18 protein-coding genes are annotated in these 22,280 nt (G+C 69.9%); 9 read left to right on the forward strand and 9 right to left on the reverse strand.

Annotation, left to right across the window (positions count from 1 at the left end):
- Positions 1-23: 23 nt before the first annotated feature.
- From EL266_RS07760 to mutM, 3 genes are read left to right on the forward strand one after another with little or no spacing between them, the layout of a single operon-like run.
- Positions 24-581: a YceD family protein gene (locus EL266_RS07760; RefSeq protein WP_026427610.1), complete on the forward strand. Its 558-nt coding sequence runs from the start codon at positions 24-26 to the stop codon at positions 579-581.
- Entirely contained in the window at positions 581-1,399 is an 819-nt protein-coding gene (gene rnc, locus EL266_RS07765) for a ribonuclease III (protein WP_026427611.1), read from the forward strand. Before EL266_RS07760 ends, rnc begins: the two co-directional genes overlap by 1 nt.
- On the forward strand, positions 1,392-2,474 hold the full coding sequence (gene mutM / locus EL266_RS07770; protein WP_026427612.1) for a bifunctional DNA-formamidopyrimidine glycosylase/DNA-(apurinic or apyrimidinic site) lyase: 1,083 nt from the start codon (positions 1,392-1,394) through the stop codon (positions 2,472-2,474). Before rnc ends, mutM begins: the two co-directional genes overlap by 8 nt.
- Here the strand turns inward: mutM and EL266_RS07775 are convergent.
- Together EL266_RS07775 and EL266_RS07780 are read right to left on the reverse strand one after the other, a co-directional pair.
- Positions 2,463-3,116, reverse strand: coding sequence for a hypothetical protein (locus EL266_RS07775; RefSeq protein WP_126412261.1), 654 nt, complete (start codon positions 3,114-3,116; stop codon positions 2,463-2,465). The two genes, mutM and EL266_RS07775, sit on opposite strands and share 12 nt — an antisense overlap.
- The gene (locus EL266_RS07780; protein ID WP_126412263.1) at positions 3,113-3,523 is read right to left on the reverse strand and encodes a hypothetical protein; all 411 of its coding nucleotides are present in this window, start codon (positions 3,521-3,523) and stop codon (positions 3,113-3,115) included. Before EL266_RS07780 ends, EL266_RS07775 begins: the two co-directional genes overlap by 4 nt.
- A gap of 239 nt (positions 3,524-3,762) precedes the next feature.
- On the opposite strand from EL266_RS07780, the gene EL266_RS07785 reads away from it, so the two are divergent.
- Positions 3,763-4,416, forward strand: coding sequence for a response regulator (locus tag EL266_RS07785; protein WP_026427613.1), 654 nt, complete (start codon positions 3,763-3,765; stop codon positions 4,414-4,416).
- 55 nt (positions 4,417-4,471) lie between these two features.
- Here EL266_RS07785 and EL266_RS07790 read toward each other — a convergent pair whose 3' ends face one another.
- The 5 genes from EL266_RS07790 to EL266_RS07810 form a co-directional block, all read right to left on the reverse strand.
- Positions 4,472-6,457, reverse strand: coding sequence for a sensor histidine kinase (locus EL266_RS07790; RefSeq protein WP_026427614.1), 1,986 nt, complete (start codon positions 6,455-6,457; stop codon positions 4,472-4,474).
- Positions 6,457-8,322: a thiol reductant ABC exporter subunit CydC gene (cydC, locus tag EL266_RS07795; protein WP_026427615.1), complete on the reverse strand. Its 1,866-nt coding sequence runs from the start codon at positions 8,320-8,322 to the stop codon at positions 6,457-6,459. The genes EL266_RS07790 and cydC overlap by 1 nt, the downstream gene beginning before the upstream one ends.
- The gene (cydD, locus tag EL266_RS07800) at positions 8,319-10,133 is read right to left on the reverse strand and encodes a thiol reductant ABC exporter subunit CydD (protein WP_084501004.1); all 1,815 of its coding nucleotides are present in this window, start codon (positions 10,131-10,133) and stop codon (positions 8,319-8,321) included. Before cydD ends, cydC begins: the two co-directional genes overlap by 4 nt.
- Positions 10,134-10,245: 112 nt before the next feature.
- Complete coding sequence (gene cydB, locus EL266_RS07805) at positions 10,246-11,379, reverse strand: cytochrome d ubiquinol oxidase subunit II (protein ID WP_026427616.1); 1,134 nt, start codon at positions 11,377-11,379, stop codon at positions 10,246-10,248.
- A gap of 27 nt (positions 11,380-11,406) precedes the next feature.
- Positions 11,407-12,921, reverse strand: coding sequence for a cytochrome ubiquinol oxidase subunit I (locus EL266_RS07810; RefSeq protein WP_026427617.1), 1,515 nt, complete (start codon positions 12,919-12,921; stop codon positions 11,407-11,409).
- Positions 12,922-13,447: 526 nt separating this feature from the next.
- Here EL266_RS07810 and EL266_RS07815 point away from each other — a divergent pair.
- From EL266_RS07815 to proB, 5 genes are all read left to right on the forward strand, one after another.
- Positions 13,448-16,603, forward strand: a complete 3,156-nt coding sequence (locus tag EL266_RS07815; RefSeq protein ID WP_232011986.1) for an Rne/Rng family ribonuclease — start codon at positions 13,448-13,450, stop codon at positions 16,601-16,603.
- A gap of 220 nt (positions 16,604-16,823) precedes the next feature.
- Positions 16,824-17,144: a 50S ribosomal protein L21 gene (rplU, locus tag EL266_RS07820; protein ID WP_034515333.1), complete on the forward strand. Its 321-nt coding sequence runs from the start codon at positions 16,824-16,826 to the stop codon at positions 17,142-17,144.
- Between the two features lie 72 nt (positions 17,145-17,216).
- Entirely contained in the window at positions 17,217-17,474 is a 258-nt protein-coding gene (gene rpmA, locus EL266_RS07825; protein ID WP_026427619.1) for a 50S ribosomal protein L27, read from the forward strand.
- A 117-nt stretch (positions 17,475-17,591) separates the two neighbouring features.
- The gene (gene obgE, locus EL266_RS07830; protein WP_026427620.1) at positions 17,592-19,181 is read left to right on the forward strand and encodes a GTPase ObgE; all 1,590 of its coding nucleotides are present in this window, start codon (positions 17,592-17,594) and stop codon (positions 19,179-19,181) included.
- Entirely contained in the window at positions 19,178-20,335 is a 1,158-nt protein-coding gene (gene proB, locus EL266_RS07835; protein WP_026427621.1) for a glutamate 5-kinase, read from the forward strand. Before obgE ends, proB begins: the two co-directional genes overlap by 4 nt.
- Before the next feature lie 33 nt (positions 20,336-20,368).
- Here proB and EL266_RS07840 read toward each other — a convergent pair whose 3' ends face one another.
- A complete protein-coding gene (locus EL266_RS07840; protein ID WP_232011987.1) occupies positions 20,369-20,929 on the reverse strand; it encodes a hypothetical protein in 561 nt (186 codons plus the stop codon).
- 50 nt (positions 20,930-20,979) lie between these two features.
- On the reverse strand, positions 20,980-22,143 hold the full coding sequence (locus EL266_RS07845) for an AAA family ATPase (protein WP_026427623.1): 1,164 nt from the start codon (positions 22,141-22,143) through the stop codon (positions 20,980-20,982).
- Positions 22,144-22,280 lie beyond the last annotated feature (137 nt).

The following is a 22,280-nucleotide window of genomic DNA, read 5'->3' on the forward strand; positions in this document are numbered from 1 at the left end:
TATCCACACCCCTGGAGGAGACCATGCCCGGACTCGTCATTGACATCGCCGACCTGCCCCGGGCCACCGGCTCGGTCAAGACCCTGGAGATCACCGCCCCGGCCCCGGCTGACCTGGGCGCCGGGGTGATCGGCGTCCCCGAGGGCAGCGATCTGGGCATCGCGGTGACCCTGACCTCCATGGACGACGGCGTTCTGGCCCAGGCCAGCGCTGACCTGCACATCCATGGTGAGTGCGTGCGATGCCTGCGCGATCTGGATGAGGATCGCACGGTGCGCATCGATGAGCTCTACTTCCTGCCCGAGGCCGTCAAGGCCCAGCAGGACGAGGGCGATGAGGAGGCGGAGGAGCTGTATGTCCTGGGTGAGACCACCCTGGACCTGGAGCCCGCCCTGCGCGACGCCCTGGTCCCCACACTGCCATTCCGCCCCCTGTGCCGTCCCGACTGCCCGGGCCTGTGCTCCCAGTGCGGTGAGCGCATGGAGGACCTGGAGGAGGGCCACCACCATGAGGACCTCGACCCCCGGTGGTCGGCGCTGGCGGCCCTGGCCTCCCCGGACCCGGATGATGAGGAGGCCTGATGGCCAAGCGCCGTAGCGCACCGCCGGCACGCGCCGACGTCGAGGCCCTGGTCTACCGGTGGGGGCCCGGCATCGAGCCTGAGCTGCTGGACCTGGCCCTGACCCACCGGTCCTGGGCCCACGAGAATGGGGGGCTGCCCACCAATGAGCGCCTGGAGTTCCTGGGGGACTCGGTGCTGGGCATCATCGTCACCGAGCACCTCTACCGCACCCATCCCGAGGTGCCCGAGGGCCAGCTCGCCAAGATGCGCGCCGCCACGGTCTCCGAGCAGGCCCTGGCCGCGGCGGGCCGGGACCTGGGCCTGGGGGAGTTCATCAAGCTCGGCAAGGGCGAGGCCCTGTCAGGGGGGCGGGACAAGGACTCGATCCTCTCCGACACCGTCGAGGCCCTCATCGGGGCCACGTATCTCACGCACGGCCTGGAGACCACGCGCACCGTGGTCATCCGCCTGGTCTCCCGGTTCCTGGAGTCGGCCCGCACCCGGGGGGCGGGCCTGGACTGGAAGACGAGCCTGCAGGAGCTGACCGCCGCCCACCGCCTGGGCAGCCCGTCCTACGAGGTGAGCGGCGAGGGCCCCGACCATGACCGGGTCTTCACCGCCCGCGCCCTCATCGGCGGGCAGGAGAAGGGCCGGGGGAGCGGCACCTCCAAGAAGGTCGCCGAGCATGCGGCCGCCGAGGCCGCCTATGCAGCCATCCTGGCCGCTCACGGTGATGGCGGGCTCGACCTGCCCGGGGTCAATGAGGCTCTGCGAGCCGACCTTGAGGCGCATCGTCTGGCCGGGCAGGGCGAGGCGGGCGCGGCCGCCGATGCCTGAGCTGCCGGAGGTCGAGTCCGTTCGCGCCGGGCTGGCCAGGCATGTGGTGGGGCGGACTGTTGCGGGGGTGGAGGTTCTTGACGCCCGGCCGCTGCGCCGGCAGGTCGGCGGGGCGCAGGCCTTCACCCGGGAGCTGGAGGGCCGCGCCATCACCGCGGCCGTGCGCCGGGGCAAGTTCCTGTGGCTGGCCTTGGACGACGGCAGGGCGCTGAGCGCCCACCTGGGCATGAGCGGCCAGCTCCTCGTGCGCGGCACCTCGGCCGGGCCCGGGTCCGATGCGCCTGATGACCGGAGCGCTTCGGGCCCGGTGGCTGACGGGGAGTCCTTCCTGGGCGATCCGGCAGCGGCCCGTGTGGATCTGACGGCGACGCGCGCGCCGAGCCTGGTGCGCGACCTGTCGGCGCATCCCCGGCACCTGAGGGTGCGCCTGCATCTGTCCGCCCGTCCCGGGGACCCGGGGACGGGGGCGGCCCTGGACCTGGTGGATCAGCGGATGCTGGGGGGCCTGCATGTGGTGGACCTGGCTCCCACGGCCGACGGCGCCCCTGGCGGCCAGGGGAGCCAGGCGCCGCTCCTGCCGGCGGATGCCACCCATATCGCCCGTGACCTGCTGGATCCGTTCCTGGACAGGGGCGCTGCGGTGGCGCGGATGCGCGCCTCGCGCCGTGGCGTCAAGACCCTTCTCATGGATCAGGGCATCGTCTCGGGGGTGGGGAACATCTACGCCGATGAGGGCCTGTGGCGCGCTCGTCTGCATGGCCTGCGCCCGGGAAGAGCCCTGGGGCCGCGGGTGGCCTTGGGGCTGCTGGAGGCGACGGCGCAGGTCATGGAGCAGGCCCTGGCGGTGGGCGGGACGAGCTTCGACGCGCTGTATGTGGATGCCGAGGGCGCAGCCGGATTCTTCGCCCGCCAGTTGCAGGCCTATGGGCGCGCCGGCCAGGAGTGCAGGCGCTGTGGGGCGGTGATGCGCGGTGAGATCATCGCGGGGCGCTCCCATGCCTTCTGCCCGCGCTGCCAGACCCGTCCGCGAGGCGGCACCTCCGTACAGGTGGCAAGCCGGCGATCAGGTCGGTGAGGAGGCGGGCTCGGGTGTGGTCGTGGGGGTATGAGTGGGAGTGAATCCTGTTTCGCTCAGGAGGGCTGGGGCCCGGCGCAGGATAACCTTTGTCAAGATTTCGGCTGTGTATTCGCACTGAGAAGACTCGACGGACTCCAAGGTGTAGATGGCGATAGCGGAATTTCCTTCGAACCATCCGGCGGCAGCATATCCGTCTCCTGTCCAGGAGGCAACCAGCGCGTCACTGCCGGGAACATCGCTGACCACGGATCCCGGCATCATAGAGCGATCCTCCGCCCGGGTGAGATTCGGGTCCTTAGGGAAATAGAAATCTGCGTTGGACGTCGATTCGATACGGAGTCGCTGACCGTTGTCTCCATCGATCCTGCAACTCCAATTATCCGGGGATTGCCGACGTTCGCCTTCGTCGTCATCGGATGTGCTGGTGATTCCGTCTAGGACTGAGCCGAAGTCTCCCTCGCTGAAGACGAGGCAGTAGTCGTCGCGTCTGGAGTCGATGTAGTCATCGATGACAACATAGGACACTGATCCCGCGCCGATGAGAACGATGGCAGCAATGGTTGAGACGAAAAGGCGACAACGTCGCGAGGAAGTCAGGCTTTTCTTGAGTGATGAGAAAAAAGATACATCGATGCTCATAATGCGGTTCCCTGGCCGTCTCTGATTCCCGCATCGAAAGATTGTGTTAGGTCGGAGCTAGCGATATTTGGGTCGTCAAGCCACTCGTTAAACTGTCCGCTTTGCTTGTCGTCCTGCAACACAGACCTGATGTCGATCGTCGGATGATCCGATGAATTGTCGTCCTTCATCCATTCGTAATTGTAGGGTTTTCCTTGTTCGTCATACGCGTTGGGGGGCAGATGGCCGTTATTGGCGACCTGAGCCATCATGGTCCGGAGAAGCGTCCGCACTGATTCAGTGGCCAACTCCTCGGCGGCCTCGATGGCGAACACTTTGGGTCGACTGATCGATGTGGTGATGCCGGGGGCGGCTGTGCGTTCAGATAGGGCCCCTATTCGGAACGCGGTCAGATGCGCATCTGCCATGGAAAAGCCTCCTGTGATCAACGGTACGGAACAACCTGGCTCAGGTTACCCGATTGTGATCCCCGGTGTCCTCTGGATTGTCATTGAGTCACCAGTGCCCCAACCTTCCCGATACTCGTTCCATGCCTTGTCCGTGGCGAGCCCACGCGGTACGGGTCTGGGACCTGCGTCCGCGACTTTTTCCCGGAATGCTGCGGGCGTGTGTGACGTTGGTCCCCAGCGCTGGTAGGGTTCGTGCCATGCCCAACCCCCCTTCGCCGGAGACAGTCCGCGTCATGATCGTGGACGATCATGAGATCGTCCGCCGAGGCATCGCCGAGATCATCGACCGCGCTGACGGCCTGGACGTCGTGGCCGAGGCGGGATCGCGCGCCGAGGCCACCCGCCGCGCCGAGCTCGTGCGCCCCGACGTCATCCTCGTCGACCTCCAGCTGCCCGACGGCACCGGCATCGAGCTCATGCGCGAGTTGCGCGACTCCGTCCCCGACGCCCTGCCCGTGGTCCTGACCTCCTTCGATGACGACGAGGCCCTGGCCGAGGCCCTCGACGCCGGAGCCCGCGCCTACCTGCTCAAGACCGTGCACGGCGCCGAGATCAGCGACGTCGTACGGGCCGTGGCCGCAGGACGCGTCCTGCTCGATGAGCGCACCGTCACCCGCCGTCGGGCCGACCACGACGACCCCACCGCGGACCTGACCAACGCCGAGCGCAAGGTCCTCGATCTTATCGGTGACGGCCTGTCCAACCGGGAGATCGGCGAGCGCCTGGGCGTGGCCGAGAAGACCGTGAAAAACCACATCACCTCCCTGCTGGCCAAGATGGGCCTGCAGCGGCGCACCCAGGTGGCCGCCTGGGTCGCCGGCCAGCGCGCATCCGGCTGGCGCAACGCCTGAAGGTCCCCCACCCCGGGATCCTGCGGGCGCCGCACGGCGCCGACCGCAGGCCCGCCTACCGGCCATCCAGTGGGACCCGCCAGGTGAAGCAGGTGCCGCGCCTCTCGCCGTCGGAGCGAGCCCTGGGGCCAATGACAAAGCTGCCCCCATGGCGGCGAGCCCGCTCAGCCATATTGGCCGTCCCCGAACGGCGGGCCACTCGCGGATCCACCCCCACGCCGTCGTCGCGGCAGACGATCTCCACCACAGGGGTGCCCGTGAAGGGCTCGGAGTCGCCCGAGGCCGGGCCCTGACCGCCCACCAGTCCGACGCTATCCGCGCAGCCCGCCGGGAGCACCCCCTCGATCTTGACATCCACCGTCACCGAGGAGGCCCGGGCGTGCCGGGCCACATTGCTCAACCCCTCGCGCACCACGGCCACCATGTCATCGGCGATATCGTCCTCCACCGCGGCCTCAACCGCCGCGATGAGCTCATCCTCCAGTTCGCGCTCGCCCTGGGCCAGGCCCCGCCCATCAACACTGAGCAGCAAGGACGGCGCATAGCCCAGCGCGGTGCGCGCCAAGGAGGCCTCCCGCCTCAGTCGCTCAACGAGGCTGACATCCTCATCGCGGTCCCGAAGGGAGCGAACGATGGAGCGGATCTGGCCCACCGAGTCATCCACCGCCTCCAGGGCTGAGGCCAGCACCGCGCAGACCGCCTCATGATCGATGTCCTCGCCCTGGCGCAGCCTGGCCTGGGCCGCCGAGATCTGCATCCCCGTGGCGAAGAGCTGCTGGATGGCCAGGTCGTGCAGATCGCGGCCGATGCGGGCGCGCTCATCGAGGAGCGTGGCCATCTCCTCGGCATGCTGGGCATCGGCCAGCTCGAAGGCCATCGTCGCCTGCCCGGCCACCAGCTCGGCGATCTCCAGGTCCTGATCGGTGAAGGGCGCCTCGCCCTCGGCCCGCAGCAGCAGCATGACCCCCACTCCGCGGCCCCTGTGAATCATCGGGGCGTAGAGGGCCGAGCCGAATCGAGCCAGCTGGGGCACCTGCAGATCATCCTGGTCCCAGGCCCGGGCCAGGGATTCCACCAGCAGGCCCGTCTGCAGGTCCAGGGTCGAGCGGGCGCGCCCCTCCGGCGGGAACAGGGCGCCGATGAGCTCCTGAGCATGCTCGCCGTCGGCGATCTCGCAGATCCACGTGTCCCCAACACTGGGAAGGATGAGAGCCGCCGTGTCAGCCCGTGCCACACGGCGAACCCGACGGGCAATGAGGGTCAGGGCATCATCCTCCGCCGCCCCCGACAGCAGCAGGGTGGTCAGCTCCTGGGACACCGAGATCCACTTCTCGCGATCGCGGGCCTCCCGGTACAGGCGGGCATTCTCCACCGCCACCGCAGCCGCCTGCGCCAGGGTCAGGACGGCCTCGACATCCTCATGGGTGAAGCCGCCCGGCTTGTCGCACAGGTAGAGGCGCCCGTAGACCTGGCCGTGGACCCGCAGCGGAGCGCTGAGCAGACTGCCGGGCTCCTCATCCTCAATGGCGCCGGTGAAGGCCGAGATCCCCGACAGGTCATTGCTGATGCTCACGCCCTCCTCTCCGGTGCCCGCGCCAGCGCCACCCGCGCGCGCCGCCAGCTCATCAACACTGGCGGTGGGCGCCCCGGCACTCACCGTGGCCCCGATCCCCGCCTGCGCCTCATGGGCGTCAGCGCGGTTGAGCACGGCGATCGTCCCCCAGGCGGCGCCGGTGATCTGGCAGGCCGACTCCACCAGGCGGCGCAGGGCCTCGGGCACGCGCAGCGACCCCGTCATGCGCAACGCCGCCTGGATGAGCTCAACAGCCGCCTCATCCATCCCGGGGCGGGCCCGTCCCGGAGAGGCGCTGCGGGTCGAGGCCAGTTGATCGGCGTGCACCGCATAGGCCAGGTGCCCCACCCCCGCCGGATCCTCAGGGCTGGGACTGGAGGGCACCGCCAAGAGCAGATCGTCGTCGGGCAAGCCCGGGAAGGCCACCGGGGCGGCCTCCTCCGCTCGGTTGCTGCGGTCTGGCGTCATCACTCCTGCTCCTCCTGTCCCAGCGCCCAACGGTAGGCGGCATTGGACCTGGCCAGCTCGGCATGGGGTCCGCGGGCCAGGATCCTCGCCGGCCCAGAGCCCTCAGCATCCTCGATGCCTTCAGTGCCCTCAGCGCCCTGGGCGCCCTGGGGGCGGCCCATGACCACGACCTCGTCGGCGGCGGCCAGGGCGCTGAGCCGATGGGTGACCAGCAGCACGCCCCGTCCCTCATCGCGGCCCGCATTCAGCAGATCGCCCACCAGGCGGTCCGCCGTCGCGGGCTCCAGGTGCTCGCCCGGCTCATCCATGACCATGAGCGGTGCCGGGGCCGCCAGGGCCCTAGCCGCCAGGAGCCGACGGCGCTCCCCACCCGAGAGCATCGAGGCCCCCGTGCCCAAGACGGTGCTCAAGCCCCGGGGCAGGCCCTCCAACCAGTCTCCCAGGCCAGTGCGCCTCAGCAGCTCCGCCGCCTCCTCCTCGCCGACGTCGCCGCGTGCCACGCGCAGATTCTCCAGCACCGTGGTGTCGAAGATGTGCGCGTCCTCAGCGGTGAGGCTGATCCGCCCGGCCGCCTCCCGGCGCGCCATCGCCCAGGGTCGGAGGCCGTCCAGCGTCAGGCGGCCGCCCTTGGGCTCAAGCAGACCCGCCAGGGTGAGCAGCAGCGTCGTCTTGCCGATTCCCGAAGGCCCCACGATCGCCACGCGGCGTCCGGGGGACAGGTCGAGGTCGATGCCCTCGGCCACCACCGGCCCCTGGGGCCAGCCCACTGCCAGCCCTCGGGCCTCCAGGCGCGCCTGCCCGTCACCGGACAGCCCCCCATCGTCCTCATCGCCGCCCTGCTCGACCCGCTCCTGCCGCGCCGTCATGACCTCCGCCGCACCGGCCTCGGCCTGCTCGACCAGGGTGATGATCCGCTCAGCCGCTCCAGCCGAGCGCACCAGCTGGACGCTGGCAGGCCCCATGACCGAGGTGGCCTCGAAGGCCGCCAGGGGAATCAGCACGATGACCGCCAGCCACACCGGACCCAGCGCACCCGAGGAGACCGCCGGGATCCCCACCAGGAGGGCGCCGATCACGGCCAGGCCCATGGCCAGGGCATCGATCATGGCGGCCGCGGCAGCAGGACGAGCCGCGCGGTCGCGCGCCGCCGCCAGGTCCTCCTCAATGCGCCCCAGGCCGGCCAGGGCCGGTGCCAGGCGCGAGGAGACCGCCAGCTCCGCCCCCGACTCCAGGATGGTCATGGAGGCCGTCGCCAGATCCGTGGCGCTGCGCTGGCGGGCCAGCTCCGCCAGGCGGGCCGAGCGGATGGTCAGCAGGGGCCCCACCACACCCGCCAGCAATAGGCAGACCGCCAGGATGAGGGCTGCCGGCCAATAGATCAGCCCCACGGCCAGGCATGTGGCCACCGCCACGGTGCCTGCCACGGCCATCGGCAGCAGGGCTCGCACCACCAGGTCGCCCACGGCATCGACATCCGCGCCCACGCGGGCCAGCACGTCCCCGCGGTGCAGGGCTGCCACCGTGTCGGTGCGGGCGCCGGCCAGGATCTCGTAGAGGCGCGCGCGCAGCGTTCCCATTCCCCGCAGGGCCGTGTCATGGGAGACCAGGCGCTCGCAGTAGCGCAGAACGGAGCGGGAGATCCCGAAGAAGCGAACCAGGACCGGGGCGACGCCCAGGGCCACCACATCGGGCATCTGGGAGGCCCGGGCGATGAGCCATGCGGCCACTCCGGCGAGCGCCACCGCGGAGGCCAGTCCCGCGGCTCCCGTGATCACTGAGGCCGCGAAGCGCCCACGCTCCAGATCGAGCAGGGACAGCGCCCGGGACAGGGACCGGCGCTCGCCGGGGGAGAGCACGGCGCTCATCGGTCCTCCTCACGGGCCGCGTCCGGGCCGGGGCGGGAGGCAGCCTCAGCAGGCGGGGCAGCGCGTCGCAGCCCACCGGAGGCAGCGCCCAGATCCACTCGATCCCGGCCATCGCCCTCAGCGCTGCAATCCGGGGCAGCGCCTCCCGCCGTGACCTCGATGACCTCATCGGCCAGTGCGATCAGTGCGGGGCGGTGCGCGATGACCACAACCGTGCGCCCCGCCTGGGACAGGGCTCGCACGCCGTCGAGGACATGCGCCTCACTGGCCGCGTCCAGATGCGCGGTGGGCTCATCCATGACCACCAGTGGGGCGGGTGAGACCAGGGCCCGGGTCAGGGCCAGGCGCTGGCGCTGACCCAGGCTGAGCCCGATCCCGCCCTGTCCGATCACGGTGTGCCAGCCCTGGGGGAGGCTCGCCACCACCTCCGTCAGGCCGGTGGCCCGCGCGGCGGCCTCAAGCGCCTCGGGGACAGGGCGCCGCCCGTCGGGCTCCCCGGCCCGGCTCTCGCCCAGGATGTTGTCCAGCAGGGTGCCCGGGACGATGGCCGGGCGCTGAGGCACCCACGAGATCTGGGCCCACCAGCTGACAGGATCGATCTGCTCCAGCTCCACGCGCTCGCCGTCAGGGAGCCGCACACTCACCCCACCCTCATCGGCGGGCAGAAGCCCCAGCAGGACCTGGGTCGTCGTCGTCTTGCCCGCGCCCGAGGGGCCCACGAGGGCGGTGATGCGCCCCGGGGGGATCAGGGCGCTCAGTCCGTGGGGGGCCAGGGATCCCCGGGAGACCACGGACAGGTCCGTGATGACGATGGTGGCCCGGGACAGGTCGGGGGCGCTGTGGCTGCCCCGCCGGGGCGCCGGGGTCTGAAGGACCTCGAACACCGTCTCCGCGGCCGCCACGCCGTTGGCCGAGGCATGGAAGTGGAAGCCGACCTGACGGATCGGCTGGTAGGCCTCGGGGGCGATCATGAGCACCAGCAGCGCCGTGGTCAGGTCCAGCTGGCCGAACAGGAGCCTGAAGCCGACCTCCACGGCGATGATCGCCACCGACAGCGTGGTGATGAACTCCAGGACCGCCCCGGACAGGAAGGCCATGCGCAGCGTGGACATGGTGGCCAGGCGGTAGGAGCGCCCCAGGGCGCGCACTCGTCGGGCCGGGCCCTCCTCGCGGCCCAGGGCCTTGAGCGTGGGCAGTCCGGCGATGAGGTCGAGCACCTGGCTGCCCAGGCGCTCCATGGCCTCCAGCCGCTCCGTGGAGAGCCTGACGGTCATACGGCCGATGAGGATCATGAAGATCGGGATCAGGGGGATGGTCAGGATGACCGCCACGGTCGAGGGCCAGTCCTGGGTGAAGAGGACCAGTACCGTGGCCGGGGTGACCGTGGCCGCCAGCAGCAGCTGGGGCAGGTAGCGGGTGAAGTAGGGCTCCAGGTCCTCCAGGCCCCGGGTGACCAGGGTGGCCGTATCGGGCCCGTGCTCGGCCTGCCAGCGCGGCCCCAGGGCGGCGGCATGCTCCAGGACCTGGCGGCGCAGCTCGATGATGGTTCTCGTGGCCGCCCGGTGCGCCAGGGCCTCCTGGATCAGCAGCACCAGGCCCCTGGCGGCCACCACCAGGGCGAGGAGCGCCACCAGCGGCCATACCTGCCCGATGCCCGCCTCGCCCGCGATGACAGGGGCCAGCGCCAGGGAGATGAGCACCGCCTGGCCGACCACCAGGCCGGCGGTGGCGGCGCCGGTGACCGTCGTGGTGACGATGTACCGGCGCGCCGCGCGGGCATGACGCAGCAGCCGTGGGTCGAGGGGCTTCACGCGATCAGTCTAGGGCCTCCCTGACTCCGCCAATTTGCGTGAGTTCGTACTTTTCCGGGCCCGGAAAAGTACGAACTCACGCAAATTGGCGGAGTCACGATGGGGCGTGCGGTCAGTAGCCGATATGCGCCTCGGGCTGAGCCGAGTCGCGCACCTTCGTGGGGTGCAGGCCTCCCTGGTCAGGGTCGATCTCTTCGGCGTTGATGCGCTTGGCGAAGACCTTGTAGCTCCAGATCGTGTAGGCCAGCACCCCGGGCAGGAAGATCACCGAGGCAAGGGTCATGATCAGCAGCGTGGTCGGCGCACTGGCCGCCTGGGTGATCGTCAGGGAGTAGGCCGGGGAGACCGAGGAGCGCATGACATCGGGAGCCATAGCCGCGAAGATGAACGCTCCGGCGGCCGCGATCCCCAGGAAGTGCAGGGAGAAGGCCCAGCCCTGGCGGCCCTTGGCCCCGGCCATCAGCGAGGCGATGAGCCCGACGGCGCAGACCACCAGCGGGATCCAGGACAGCTGGGAGGCCGAGTAGGCGACCTGCGCCCACAGGCCCCATGCGGCGGTGGCGACGGTGGCGGCCACCGCGAGCCTGCGCGAGAGGGACAGGGCGCGGTCGGAGAGCTCGCCGGTGGTCTTCAGGGCCACGAACAGGGCGCCATGGTTGAGGAAGAGCAGGCAGGTCACCGCCCCGCCCAGCAGGGTGAAGGGCGTGATCATGGACCAGAACCCGCCCGTGATCTGGTGCGCGGCGCCGTTGATGAGGGTGTTGGCCGGGACCATGGAGGAGGGCACCACCTCGCCGGTCGCGGTCTTGACCACCTCGACGTGCATGCCCTGGACGAGGTTGGCGAAGGCCACGCCCCACAGGACGGAGGGGACCCAGGCGCTGATCGTGTGGGCCCAGTCCCAGCGGTCGCGCCAGGACTGGGAGTTGATCTTGACGCGCCACTCAATGGCGCATACGCGCACGATCAGTGCCAGCAGGATGAGGAACAGGGGGATGTACGCCCCGGAGAAGAGGGTGCCGTACCACTCGGGGAAGGCGGCGAAGGTGGCTCCGCCTGCGGTCAGCAGCCAGACCTCGTTGCCGTCCCAGTGGGGGCCGATGGTGCCCAGGGTGGCGCGCCGCTCCTTCTCGTTGCGGCCGAGGATCTTCAGCAGCATCCCCACCCCGAAGTCGAAGCCCTCCAGGGTCAGGTAGCCGATCCACAGAACGGCGATGAGGATGAACCAGAGGATGTCCAGTGTCATGGGTGCTCCTACACTCTCCAACCGGTCTCAGTAGGCGAAGGACAGGGCCGGCGTCGAGGCGTCGGGCTCCTGACCGTCCTCGACGGGGGGCTCCTTGGTGGCGGCCCGGGTGCGTACGCCCTCGCGGATGTAGCGGCGCAGCAGCATGAACCAGACCACGCCCAGGGCCGCGTACAGGAGGGTGAAGATGACCATGGAGGCCAGAACCGTGCTGGAAGGGACCACGGTGGACACCCCGTCAGCGGTGAGCATGTAGACCTGGGAGACCGGATCGGCCAGGTTGGGCACGATCACCCAGGGCTGGCGCCCCATCTCGGTGAAGATCCACCCGAAGGAGATGCCGATGAAGGGCAGCCACATGGACCACAGGGCCGCCTTGCCCAGTCGTGGATCGCTGATCAGCCTCCCGCCGCGGGTCAGCCACAGGGCGAGGACGCCGACCCCCAGGGAGGCCATGCCCAGGCCGATCATGAGTCGGAAGGACCAGAAGGTGACCATGACGTTGGGGGCGTAATCGACCTCGTTGCCCCGGGCGTCCGTGGTGCCGTAGCGCTGGGCGTACATCTCGCGGGCCTCGGCCAGCCCCATGACCTCGGCGCTGGGATCGTTGGTGGCCATGAAGGAGTAGACGCCGGGCACGGAGATGAAGCGCGTCATCCCCTTGTCGCAGTCCCCGAAGGCGGCCACGGTGAACGGGGCCCCGGACTCGGTGTGGCACAGGCCCTCGGCCGCGGCCATCTTGGCAGGCTGCTCCTCGACCACCAGGTGCCCCTGGAAGTGCCCGGTGCCGGCCGTGGCCAGGCCTGCCAGCACCATGGTCACCGCGCCGAAGCGGGTCAGGCGCCCCCACAGCTCGCGGGCCTCGGTCTCCTGCTCGGCTCGCACGGCCTTGGTCATCCACCACACGCTGACCCCCACGATGACAGCGCCGGCCACCAGCAGCGAGGAGGCGACGACGTGGGCGATGGTGGTCCACAGGATGGGGTTGGACAGGACCTCGAGGAAGCCGCTGACACCGTCGAGCTCGGCGCGGCCGGTCACGGGGTTGATGACGGTGCCCACGGGGTGCTGCATCCAGGAGTTGGCTGCCAGGATGAAGAAGGCCGAGAAGTTGGTGCCGGCGGCCACCGCCCACATGCACAGGTTGTGCAGCCTGGGGGAGAGGCGGTCCCAGCCGAAGATCCACAGGCCCAGGAAGGTGGACTCCATGAAGAAGGCCAGCAGTGCCTCGAAGGCCAGCGGGGCGCCGAAGATGTTGCCGACGAAGCGCGAGTACTCCGACCAGTTCATGCCGAACTGGAACTCCTGGACGATGCCGGTGGCCACGCCCAGGGCGAAGTTGATGAGCAGGATCTTGCCGAAGAACTTGGTGGCGACCAGCCACTGCTCGTTCCCGGTGCGGCGCCACATGGTCTCCATCAGCGCCACCAGGGGTGACAGGCCGATGGTCAGGGGCACCAGGATGAAGTGGTAGACGGTTGTGATGCCGAACTGCCATCGAGCCAGGTCGAGGGAGTCCAGTGCCAGCGGTGCGATACTCAAGCGGCACCACCTTTCAGGAACGGCGATGAGTTTAATAGGGTATGTGGCGGTTCGTCCCGCTCGGGAATAGGCTCGAGTCTAGCAATGCTGTGACGGCATGTCAGTAAAGGCTGTCATCAGTTGCGACTATGTGATCTGATGAGGGTTGTTGGAAATTTTACTGAGATCTTTGGGTGTGTTTGGCGGTTGCGGATCGTCTGGGACCCGGCGCGGGGTCGGTCTGGTGCGGGACGCGCCGTGAGGCAGATCCCTGCGCGCATCCGGGGGAGGGTGTGGAATACTCGTCTCGGCTCCGCGTGCCCCGTACCGGCACCCGGTGCCCAGACCTTCGGGGAAGACCCCGCCCGGGATTCTCGCGCCGCCTCGAGCGTCGCCGCGAGTCCGGACTGAGCGGGCGTCCCCCGAGGGCGAGGCGCCCCATGGCGCAGACGCAGACTTTATGAGCGCCCCCGAGACTCGGGGGCACAACCTCGCTGTCGCGCCGGAGGTACGACGGCGCGACAGCGGCCGGAGAGTGCAGTCCGAGATGGCAGATCGCACCACATCAGAATCATCAGAATCATTCGAGCCGGCAGTCTCGCCGGAGTCGGCGGACGACGCCGTCGCGGCCGCCGCAGTGGAGCAGGCCCCGAAGAGGCCCGCCCGACGGCGCCGGGCCACGTCCTCAGTGACCGCGCCGGCCGCGGCCCCGGCCGTCGAGGAGCTCCGGGCCCAGGAGGCGACCGCTGAGCCCGCTGAGGCGACCCAGTCCCCGGTGGAGACCGACGGGCCCACGGATGAGGCGTCTGGCCCGACGGCGAGGATGACGGCGAAGGCGCCCTCATCCAAGCGCGCCGCCGGGCGATCCTCCCGCACCACTGGTGCCGCCCGGTCCAAGGCCACAGCCGCTCAGGAGGCCGCGGCCTTGGACGAGGCCGGCGGTGCCCCGACTGATCCGGATGACGAGGCGGCCCAACCCGCTCAGGACTCCGCCGCGACCGGGGACGCCGAGCCCCAGGAGCCTGCCGAGCAGGAGCCGGCCCGACGCCCGCGCCGCCGCCGCAAGGCGACCGCCGCCTCGGCCGCCCCCCAGCAGGCCCCGGCCGCCGAGCAGCCGGCTGTGGCGCCGGAGCCTGAGACGGATGCTCAGAGCCCGGCTGATGAGTCGGGCGAGACCGCCGTGTCCCAGGACGGCGCCCAGGCCGCCGAAGAGCCGCAGGGGGATGAGGAGGCCTCGCAGGAGGCCCCGACCGTCGAGGAGGATGACGACCAGGGCGCCGTCGAGGACCAGGGCGCGGAGGACCAGGACGCAGAGGACGCTGAGAGCGCCGAGCACTCCGAGGACTCCCCGAATGACTCCGATGAGGAGGCCTTCCGGCTGCCCGCGGCATCGCTGCTCTTCCAGGCCCCCGACCCCGCGCGCGCCCGCCGTCGTCGCCGTGCCACGGCCGCCACCACAGCGCCCAGCGCCGCGCCCGCCGCCCGGCAGCGCCCGGGACGATCCACTGCGGAGGCGAGCGCCGATCAGGACCAGGACCGTGAGGAGTCCTCCCGGGATGCCGACGCCGCCGCGGACCAGGAGGCCCCGGCCGGGCGTCGCCCCCGTCGTCGCAGGAAGGCCGCCGCGGCCGCAGGCGCCCCCGAGGTGAGCGGGGAGGCCACTCAGGACGAGGACCTCGAGCAGGCGGACGATGCTGGGCAGGCCCAGCAGGGCGGTGACGAGGAGTCCGCCGGCGGGCGCCGCAAGCGCCGTCGGGGAGGGCGGGGTCGCCGCTCCCGCGGCCGTGAGGAGACGCCCGAGCAGTCCCCCTCCAAGGAGGCTGCTGAGCAGGACCGCTCCCAGGACGCGCAGTCCGATGACGATCAGGCGTCGTCCTCCCGCATCCAGGTTGAGGACGAGGGCGGCTCCAGCTCGCGGCGGAGGCGCCGTCGTTCGCGCACCCGATCCGATGCCGGGCGGGACGTGCGTGACGAGGTCACCGCGCTCAAGGGCTCGACGCGCCTGGAGGCCAAGCGTCAGCGCCGCCGGGAGGGCCGGGCCGCCGGCCGTCGTCGGCCCATCGTCACTGAGGCCGAGTTCCTGGCGCGCCGGGAGTCCGTGGACCGCCAGATGATCGTGCGCGAGTCCGATGGCCTCAACCAGATCGCCGTCCTGGAGGACGGCCTCCTGGTGGAGCACTACGTGGCCCGCCACACCCAGACCTCCATGGTGGGCAATGTGTACGTCGGCCGCGTCCAGAACGTCCTGCCCTCGATGGAGGCGGCATTCGTGGACCTGGGCAAGGGTCGCAACGCCGTGCTCTACGCCGGGGAGGTCAACTGGGACGCCGCGGGAATGGAGGGCCGGCCGCGCCGCATCGAGGATGCCCTCTCCAGTGGGGACCCCGTCCTGGTCCAGGTCACCAAGGACCCCATCGGCCACAAGGGAGCCCGCCTGACCAGCCAGATCACCCTGGCCGGCCGCTTCCTGGTCCTGGTGCCCGGGGGCACGATGACCGGGATCTCCCGCAAGCTGCCCGACACCGAGCGCTCGCGCCTGAAGAAGATCCTCAAGCGGATCGTGCCCGATTCCGCGGGCGTCATCGTGCGCACCGCCGCCGAGGGCGCCAGTGAGGAGCAGCTCGCCGCTGACGTCGCTCGCCTCGTCGCCCAGTGGGAGGCCATCGACAAGAAGGCGGCCAGCGTCTTCAAGGGCTCGGCCAAGGCCCCCATGCTCCTCAAGGGGGAGCCGGAGCTGGCCGTGCGCGTGGTCCGCGACGTCTTCAACGAGGACTTCCGCAAGCTGGTCGTGGCCGGGCCCGAGGCCTGGCGGACCATCTCGGAGTACGTCGGTGAGCTGAGCCCCGACCTGGCCGACCGCCTGGAGCACTGGACCGGGCCCGACGACGTCTTCGCCGCTCACCGCATCGATGAGCAGTTGGCCAAGGGCTTCGACCGCAAGGTCTGGCTCCCCAGCGGCGGCACCCTTGTCATCGACCGCACCGAGGCCATGACGGTCATCGACGTCAACACCGGCCGCTTCACCGGGGCGGGGGGCACCCTGGAGGAGACCGTCACCCGCAACAACATCGAGGCCGCCGAGGAGATCGTCCGGCAGCTGCGCCTGCGCGATATCGGCGGCATGGTGGTCATCGACTTCGTGGACATGGTCCTGGAGTCCAACCGTGACCTGGTGCTGCGCCGGCTCGTGGAGTGCCTGGGGCGGGACCGCACCCGCCACCAGGTCACCGAGGTCACCTCCCTGGGTCTGGTCCAGATGACCCGCAAGCGCGTGGGCCAGGGCCTGGTCGAGGCCTTCTCCACGACCTGCGAGTGCTGCAAGGGCCGGGGCTTCATCGTCCACGACGAGCCGGTGGAGAACCAGCAGGCGGATATGTCCGCCTCTGCCTCCCGCGGGTCAGGGCGCTCCCGGGGGCGCAAGCGCCAGGAGGAGGCCTCCTCCGAGGCCGCGCCCAAGGAGAAGAAGGGGAAGAAGGACAAGAAGTCCGCTCGCAAGAAGGACAAGGAGACCAAGGAGGCGACCTCCCCGGAGGCGGAGGAGGAGGCCCGCGCCGCTGTGCGCGGGGCCCTGGCTCAGATCGCCGCCGCGGCCGAGCACGCTCATCGGGAGCAGGAGGCTCAGGACTCCCAGGTCGAGGTCCAGGCCGAGGCCCGGTCTGAGGGTCAGTCTGAGGCTCAGGCCGAGGAGGCTCCGGCCGACTGACCGGCGCTGAATGACTCGCGCCGACTGATTGGCCGGGCCCGCCGCCGCGGCATTCTCCCGAGGCGGGGTGCCCAAGAACACAGGCGGGTCAAGGGCCAGGAGGTTGGAGCGGCGCGTCGTATCGCCTAAAGTTGTCAGCCGGTGCGTGCTGCACCATTGCCCAGGAGAGGGCCCGGCGCAACGCTCGTTGCGCGCAGAGCCCGATGAAGTAACGACAGAGATGAGCATTCAAGTGGTCTACGCGATCGTCAAGGCCGGCGGCCGTCAGGAGAAGGTCTCCGTCGGCGACGTCGTGGTTGTCGACAAGCTCGCCGGCGAGATCGGTGACGAGGTCTCCCTCGCCCCCCTCATGCTGGTGGATGGCGACACGGTGACCACCGCCGCTGCCGACCTGGCCAAGGCCTCCGTCACCGCCGAGATCATCGGCGATGAGAAGGGCCCCAAGATCAACATCCTGAAGTTCAAGAACAAGACCGGCTACCGCAAGCGCCAGGGCCACCGCGCCCAGCTCACGGCCATCAAGGTCACCGGCATCAAGTGACCCCGCGGCGCCGTCGAGCCTGACGGCACCGGTCCCCCTGAACTCACCAGATCGAGAAGAAAGAAGCCTGACATGGCACACAAGAAGGGTCTTGGCTCCTCCCGCAATGGCCGCGACTCCAATGCCCAGCGCCTGGGCGTCAAGCGCTATGGGGGCCAGTTCGTCAAGGCCGGCGAGATCATCGTCCGCCAGCGCGGCACCCACTTCCACCCCGGCAAGAACGTGGGCCGCGGCAATGACGACACCCTCTTCGCCAAGGCGGCCGGCAATGTCGAGTTCGGCACCTTCCGCGGCCGCAGGGTCGTCAACATCGTGCTCCCCGAGGCCTGAGCCCAGGAGAGCACCCGCTTCCTTCACGCCGCGAGGGCGGACGGCACGGGCCGTCCGCCCTCGCGGCGTACCGGATGGGATCCCCCATCGCTGAGCTGATAGACCCAGGAGCGCCGCATGCCCAGCTTCATCGACCGAGTGGTCCTTCACGTCGCCGGCGGCGACGGCGGGAACGGATGCACCTCCGTCCATCGTGAGAAGTTCAAGCCCCTGGCAGGCCCCGACGGCGGGGATGGTGGGCACGGCGGCAGCGTCATCCTGGTGGCCGACCCCTCTGTGACCACCCTGCTGACCTACCACCGTTCCCCGCACCGCAGGGCCGGCAACGGCACCCCCGGCATGGGGGACTGGCGGCGCGGGACCGATGGCAAGGACCTCATCCTTCCCGTCCCCGAGGGTACCGTGGTCAAGGACGCCTCCGGGGAGGTCCTCGCCGACCTCGTCGGCGCCGAGGCCTCCGTCGTGGTGGCCGCCGGGGGCACCGGGGGCCGGGGGAACTTCTCCCTGGCCTCCGCGCGGCGCCGCGCCCCGGGCTTCCACCTGCTGGGCGAGCCCGGCCAGGCCCTGGATGTGACCCTGGAGCTCAAGACCATCGCGGATGTCGCCCTCGTGGGCTACCCCAGTGCCGGCAAGTCCTCCCTCATCGCCGCCATGAGCGCCGCGCGGCCCAAGATCGCCGAGTACCCGTTCACCACCCTCGTGCCCAATCTCGGGGTGGTGGAGGCCGGCTCCACCCGCTACACGATCGCCGATGTGCCCGGTCTCATCCCGGGAGCATCTCAGGGCAAGGGCCTGGGCCTGGAGTTCCTGCGGCATATCGAGCGCTGCGCCGTCATCGTCCACATCCTGGATTGCGCCACCCTGGAGTCGGGCCGCGACCCGCTCAGCGACATGGACGCCATCGAGGCCGAGCTGGCCGCCTACGCCGAGCGCCTGGGCGATCAGGAGAGTGACCCGGCCGTCACCGGGCGGGTCCCGCTCATGGAGCGGCCGCGCGTGGCCGTCCTGGCCAAGACCGACGTCCCCGATGCGGCCGAGCTCGCCGACTTCGTCCGTGAGGACCTCGAGTCCCGCGGGATGCCGGTTTTCGCGGTCTCCGCCGTCGCGCGCACGGGACTGCGCCCCCTGTCCTTCGCCCTGGCCTCCCTGGTGGATGAGGCCCGCTCCTCCGCCCCGGTCACCGCTGCCGCCGCTCAGGCAGCCGCCGAGGCTGAGCGTCCCGTCATCCGGCCTGCCGCCGTGGGGCGCCGTCGGCCCGAGCCGGTGGCCGAGGTGCGCTACGTCACCCATCCCACTGAGGGGCGGGTCTACCAGGTGCGCGGGGACAAGCCCGAGCGCTGGGTGCGCCAGACCGACTTCTCCAATGATGAGGCGGTCGGCTACCTCGCCGACCGCCTGGCCGCCGCGGGAGTGGAGGACGAGCTCGTCAAGGCCGGGGCGCAGGCCGGTGACCCGGTGCTCATCGGCGCCCTGGAAGGGGGGGTGCTCTTCACCTGGGAGCCATCCCTGTCCACCGGGCCCGAGCTGCTGGGGGCGCGGGGAACCGACCTGCGCGTGGACCCCAGCACCAGGCGCACCAATGTGGAGCGCCGTGCCGAGTACCACGAGCGGATGGACGCCAAGGAGGCCGCTCGCGCCCAGTTGCGGGCTGAGGCCGCTGAGGGCCTGTGGACCGATGCCGCCTGGGATGAGGGGGATCAGCGATGAGCACCGTATCCGCCCAGGTGCAGGCGGGGCGGCCTGAGGCGCTGCCGAGCGGCGCGCGCGTCGTGGTCAAGATCGGCTCATCCTCCCTGACCCGTGACGACGGCGGACTGGACCTCAACCGCATCGACATCATGGCCGGTCTTGTCGCCGGACTGCGGGGCCGGGGCCATGACGTGGTGCTGGTCTCCTCGGGGGCGGTAGCCGCGGGCCTGACCCCGCTGGGCATGGAGCGCCGGCCCGGCGAGCTGCGCCTGCTTCAGGCGGCCGCCTCCGTGGGACAGGGCAATCTGCTCGCCCGCTGGCAGACGGCGATGAGCGCCTATGGGGTGGTCACCGCCCAGGTGCTGCTGACAGCCCAGGACGTGGCGGTGCGCAGTCACTACCGCACGGTTCGCTCAACCTTCGACGCCCTGCTGTCATTGGGTGCGGTGCCCATCATCAATGAGAACGACGCCGTGGCCACCACGGAGTTCAACCTGGGGGACAACGATCACCTGGCGGCCCTGGTCTCCCACCTGGTGACAGCCGATGTCCTGGTGCTGCTCACCGACGTCGACGGGCTGTGGACCGCCCGCCCGGGCACCCCGGGGGCCGAGCCGATCCGGCTGGTGCGATCGGGGGCCGATCTGGAGGGCGTATCCGTCAGCGGCCGTGGCTCGGCGGTGGGCACCGGCGGCATGACCACCAAGGTCCAGGCCGCCACCATTGCCTGCGCCTCAGGGACCGCCACCCTCATCGCCAGTGCTGACGACGCCGCCCGCCTCCTGTCCGGACCGCGGCTGCCCGCCGACGTGGGCACCTGGTTCGCCCCCACTGGGCCCCACCGCCCCAGCCGGCGGTTGTGGATGGCCTACGCCTCGGTGCCCGAAGGGCGGGTCCTGGTGGATGAGGGAGCGGCCCGCGCCCTGACCGTGGGCAAGAAGTCGCTTCTGCTTCCCGGGGTGATCGGCGTGACCGGGGACTTCGAGTCCGGGGCCGTGGTCGACGTCGTGGGGCCCGAGCGCATCGTGGCCCGGGGGATCTGCCGCTATGCGGCAGCCGAGCTGGAGGAGGTCCTGGCCGCTCGGGCCACCGGAGGGCCGGTGCCCGACCATGTGGCCCCCGTCGTCCACCGCGACGACCTGGCCGAGCTCCCCCGCACCGCAGGGGTCTGAGACTCCCACCCGTCAGCGGCGAGTGCGTCGGACTCACTGGTCCTGCGCGCTCACCAGCAGATCGCGGAGTCGCGCGAGATCGGCGACGGCGCGACTCAGGCTCGGACTGCTCTCGCACGCCCGTGCCACATCCCAATGCTCCTGGGCAAAGGTGTTGATGACGGTGACGTACAGCGGGCCGGGGCTGCCGTCCTGGCGAACTGCATCCTTCTTGATCTGTGAGGACCTTGAGCGCTGGCACAGCCGTAGCAGTTCCTGCTTGGCGTGAGGCAGATCATCGGGACGGGCGGGAACGCGGGTATGCGGGACCTTGAAGTGCTCAGCGAAGCCCGTGGTATCCGCCATGAGCCAGGACTCGGTCATCGAGCAGGCCAGGCGCAGGATGAAACCCTCACCGACAGAGGCCTGACCGAGCAGTTGCGTTCGAAGCTCAACGGGACAGTGGGAGTCGGAGTCCCGGAAGACGATCCACGGGTTGGCCAGGGGCGCGTTGGCGAGCCTTTTGATCAGCTTGTCCAGGTTCGCCGAGCCGCTCTTCTCCAAGCATGGTCGCGTGAGGGCCAGGCCCACGTGGCGCAGCAGGGCTTGCACCATGCCTGTGTCGGAGCGTCCTTCTACCGCGACGCTCACACATGGCGGGACGGTCATCGACTGCTCCGTGCGGCCACGGTCAGCCCGGTGAGATCACCCGGAGTGATGAGTCCGTCGACGATCTCGGCGAGGCTCAACCCCAGGGTCAGGTTCTCGTCGGTGCCGAAGGCCGGCTCCGAGAGCAGACCCGCCTGGGACCCGTCTTTCGTCACCGTGAGCACAAGTACCTCTGAGGGGACGACACCCTCGTCATTGAGAATCTCAGGCGCGTGGGTGGACAGCAGGATCTGCAGGTCGGAGGAGCGGCGTGCCTGGGCCAGGACCGTTGGCAGCATGCGCACCACAGCGCTGTTCAGGGACAACTCGGGTTCCTCCAGCAGGAGGATGCCGGGGGTCTTTGGGGCCTTGATGATCGACCACAGCAGGCCGATGAGGCGCAGGGTGCCGTCGGAGAAGTCCGCCTCGCTCTGAAGCGCCGGCTTGGACCGCCAGTTCCTGTACCCCGCGATGAGGTGCGGCTTACCCGCGCTGTCAGTCTCGATGTTAAGTGTCTCGAAGCCGGGAACGGCGGCCTGGAGGGCCTTCTCCATTCGACGGAGCCAGGCGTCGCGGGTTCTGGTCTGCGTGGCGTTCATCTCGGCGATGAAGTGGGCTCCGTAGGGGTCGTTGTCGGGGATGCCTACTCGATTTGGGTCCCGAATGATCTGCGGGACCAGGTGGAAGTACTGGACCCGCGTGAAGTAGTCGGCGAGAGCGCGGAATGGCTGGTTCGCCGAGATCTGCTCCAGGTGGGTTTGTGTGAGTCGCTCCGGGTCGGCGTCGTCCTGAGCGTCTGGTCGTCGCAGGAGTCGCTCTCCGTTACGGATCACGAGCTCCTCGGCCACGACCGGACGATTGTGGCCCTGGCCCTCGCCCTTGATCGACAGTCGGTACTCCCACGTGTCCTCGCCATCCTGAAGGGTGACAGCCACAACCAGGTGCCCTTTGGCGTTGTTGCGGGCGAAGAGGCTGCGCAGCTTGCTCAGGCCCCCACGCTTCTTGATCGCGTGACCCAGACCCCCTCCGGCCGGGGTCAGGTCCCCCAGGAACCGGAAGATATCCAGAAGATTGGACTTGCCGGAGGCATTCGGCCCTACGACGAAGAGCCGGTCGCCGATGTCGAAGGAGACGTTCTTGAAGTTGCGCCAGTTGCTGGCCTCCAGATGGGTGATCCTCACGGCAGCGGCCCTCCGATCATGCGGTTCTCCAGAGCATCTTCCCCGAGTCTATCCTGTGGCTGGTGACAGCGATCCTGGCCAGAAGGTGTCTGAGCCCGGGAGCGGTGATGGGGCATCACGCCGGTGAGACAGGGGAC

Origin of the sequence: Actinomyces slackii (assembly GCF_900637295.1) — a bacterium.
GTDB classification, from domain to species: domain Bacteria; phylum Actinomycetota; class Actinomycetes; order Actinomycetales; family Actinomycetaceae; genus Actinomyces; species Actinomyces slackii.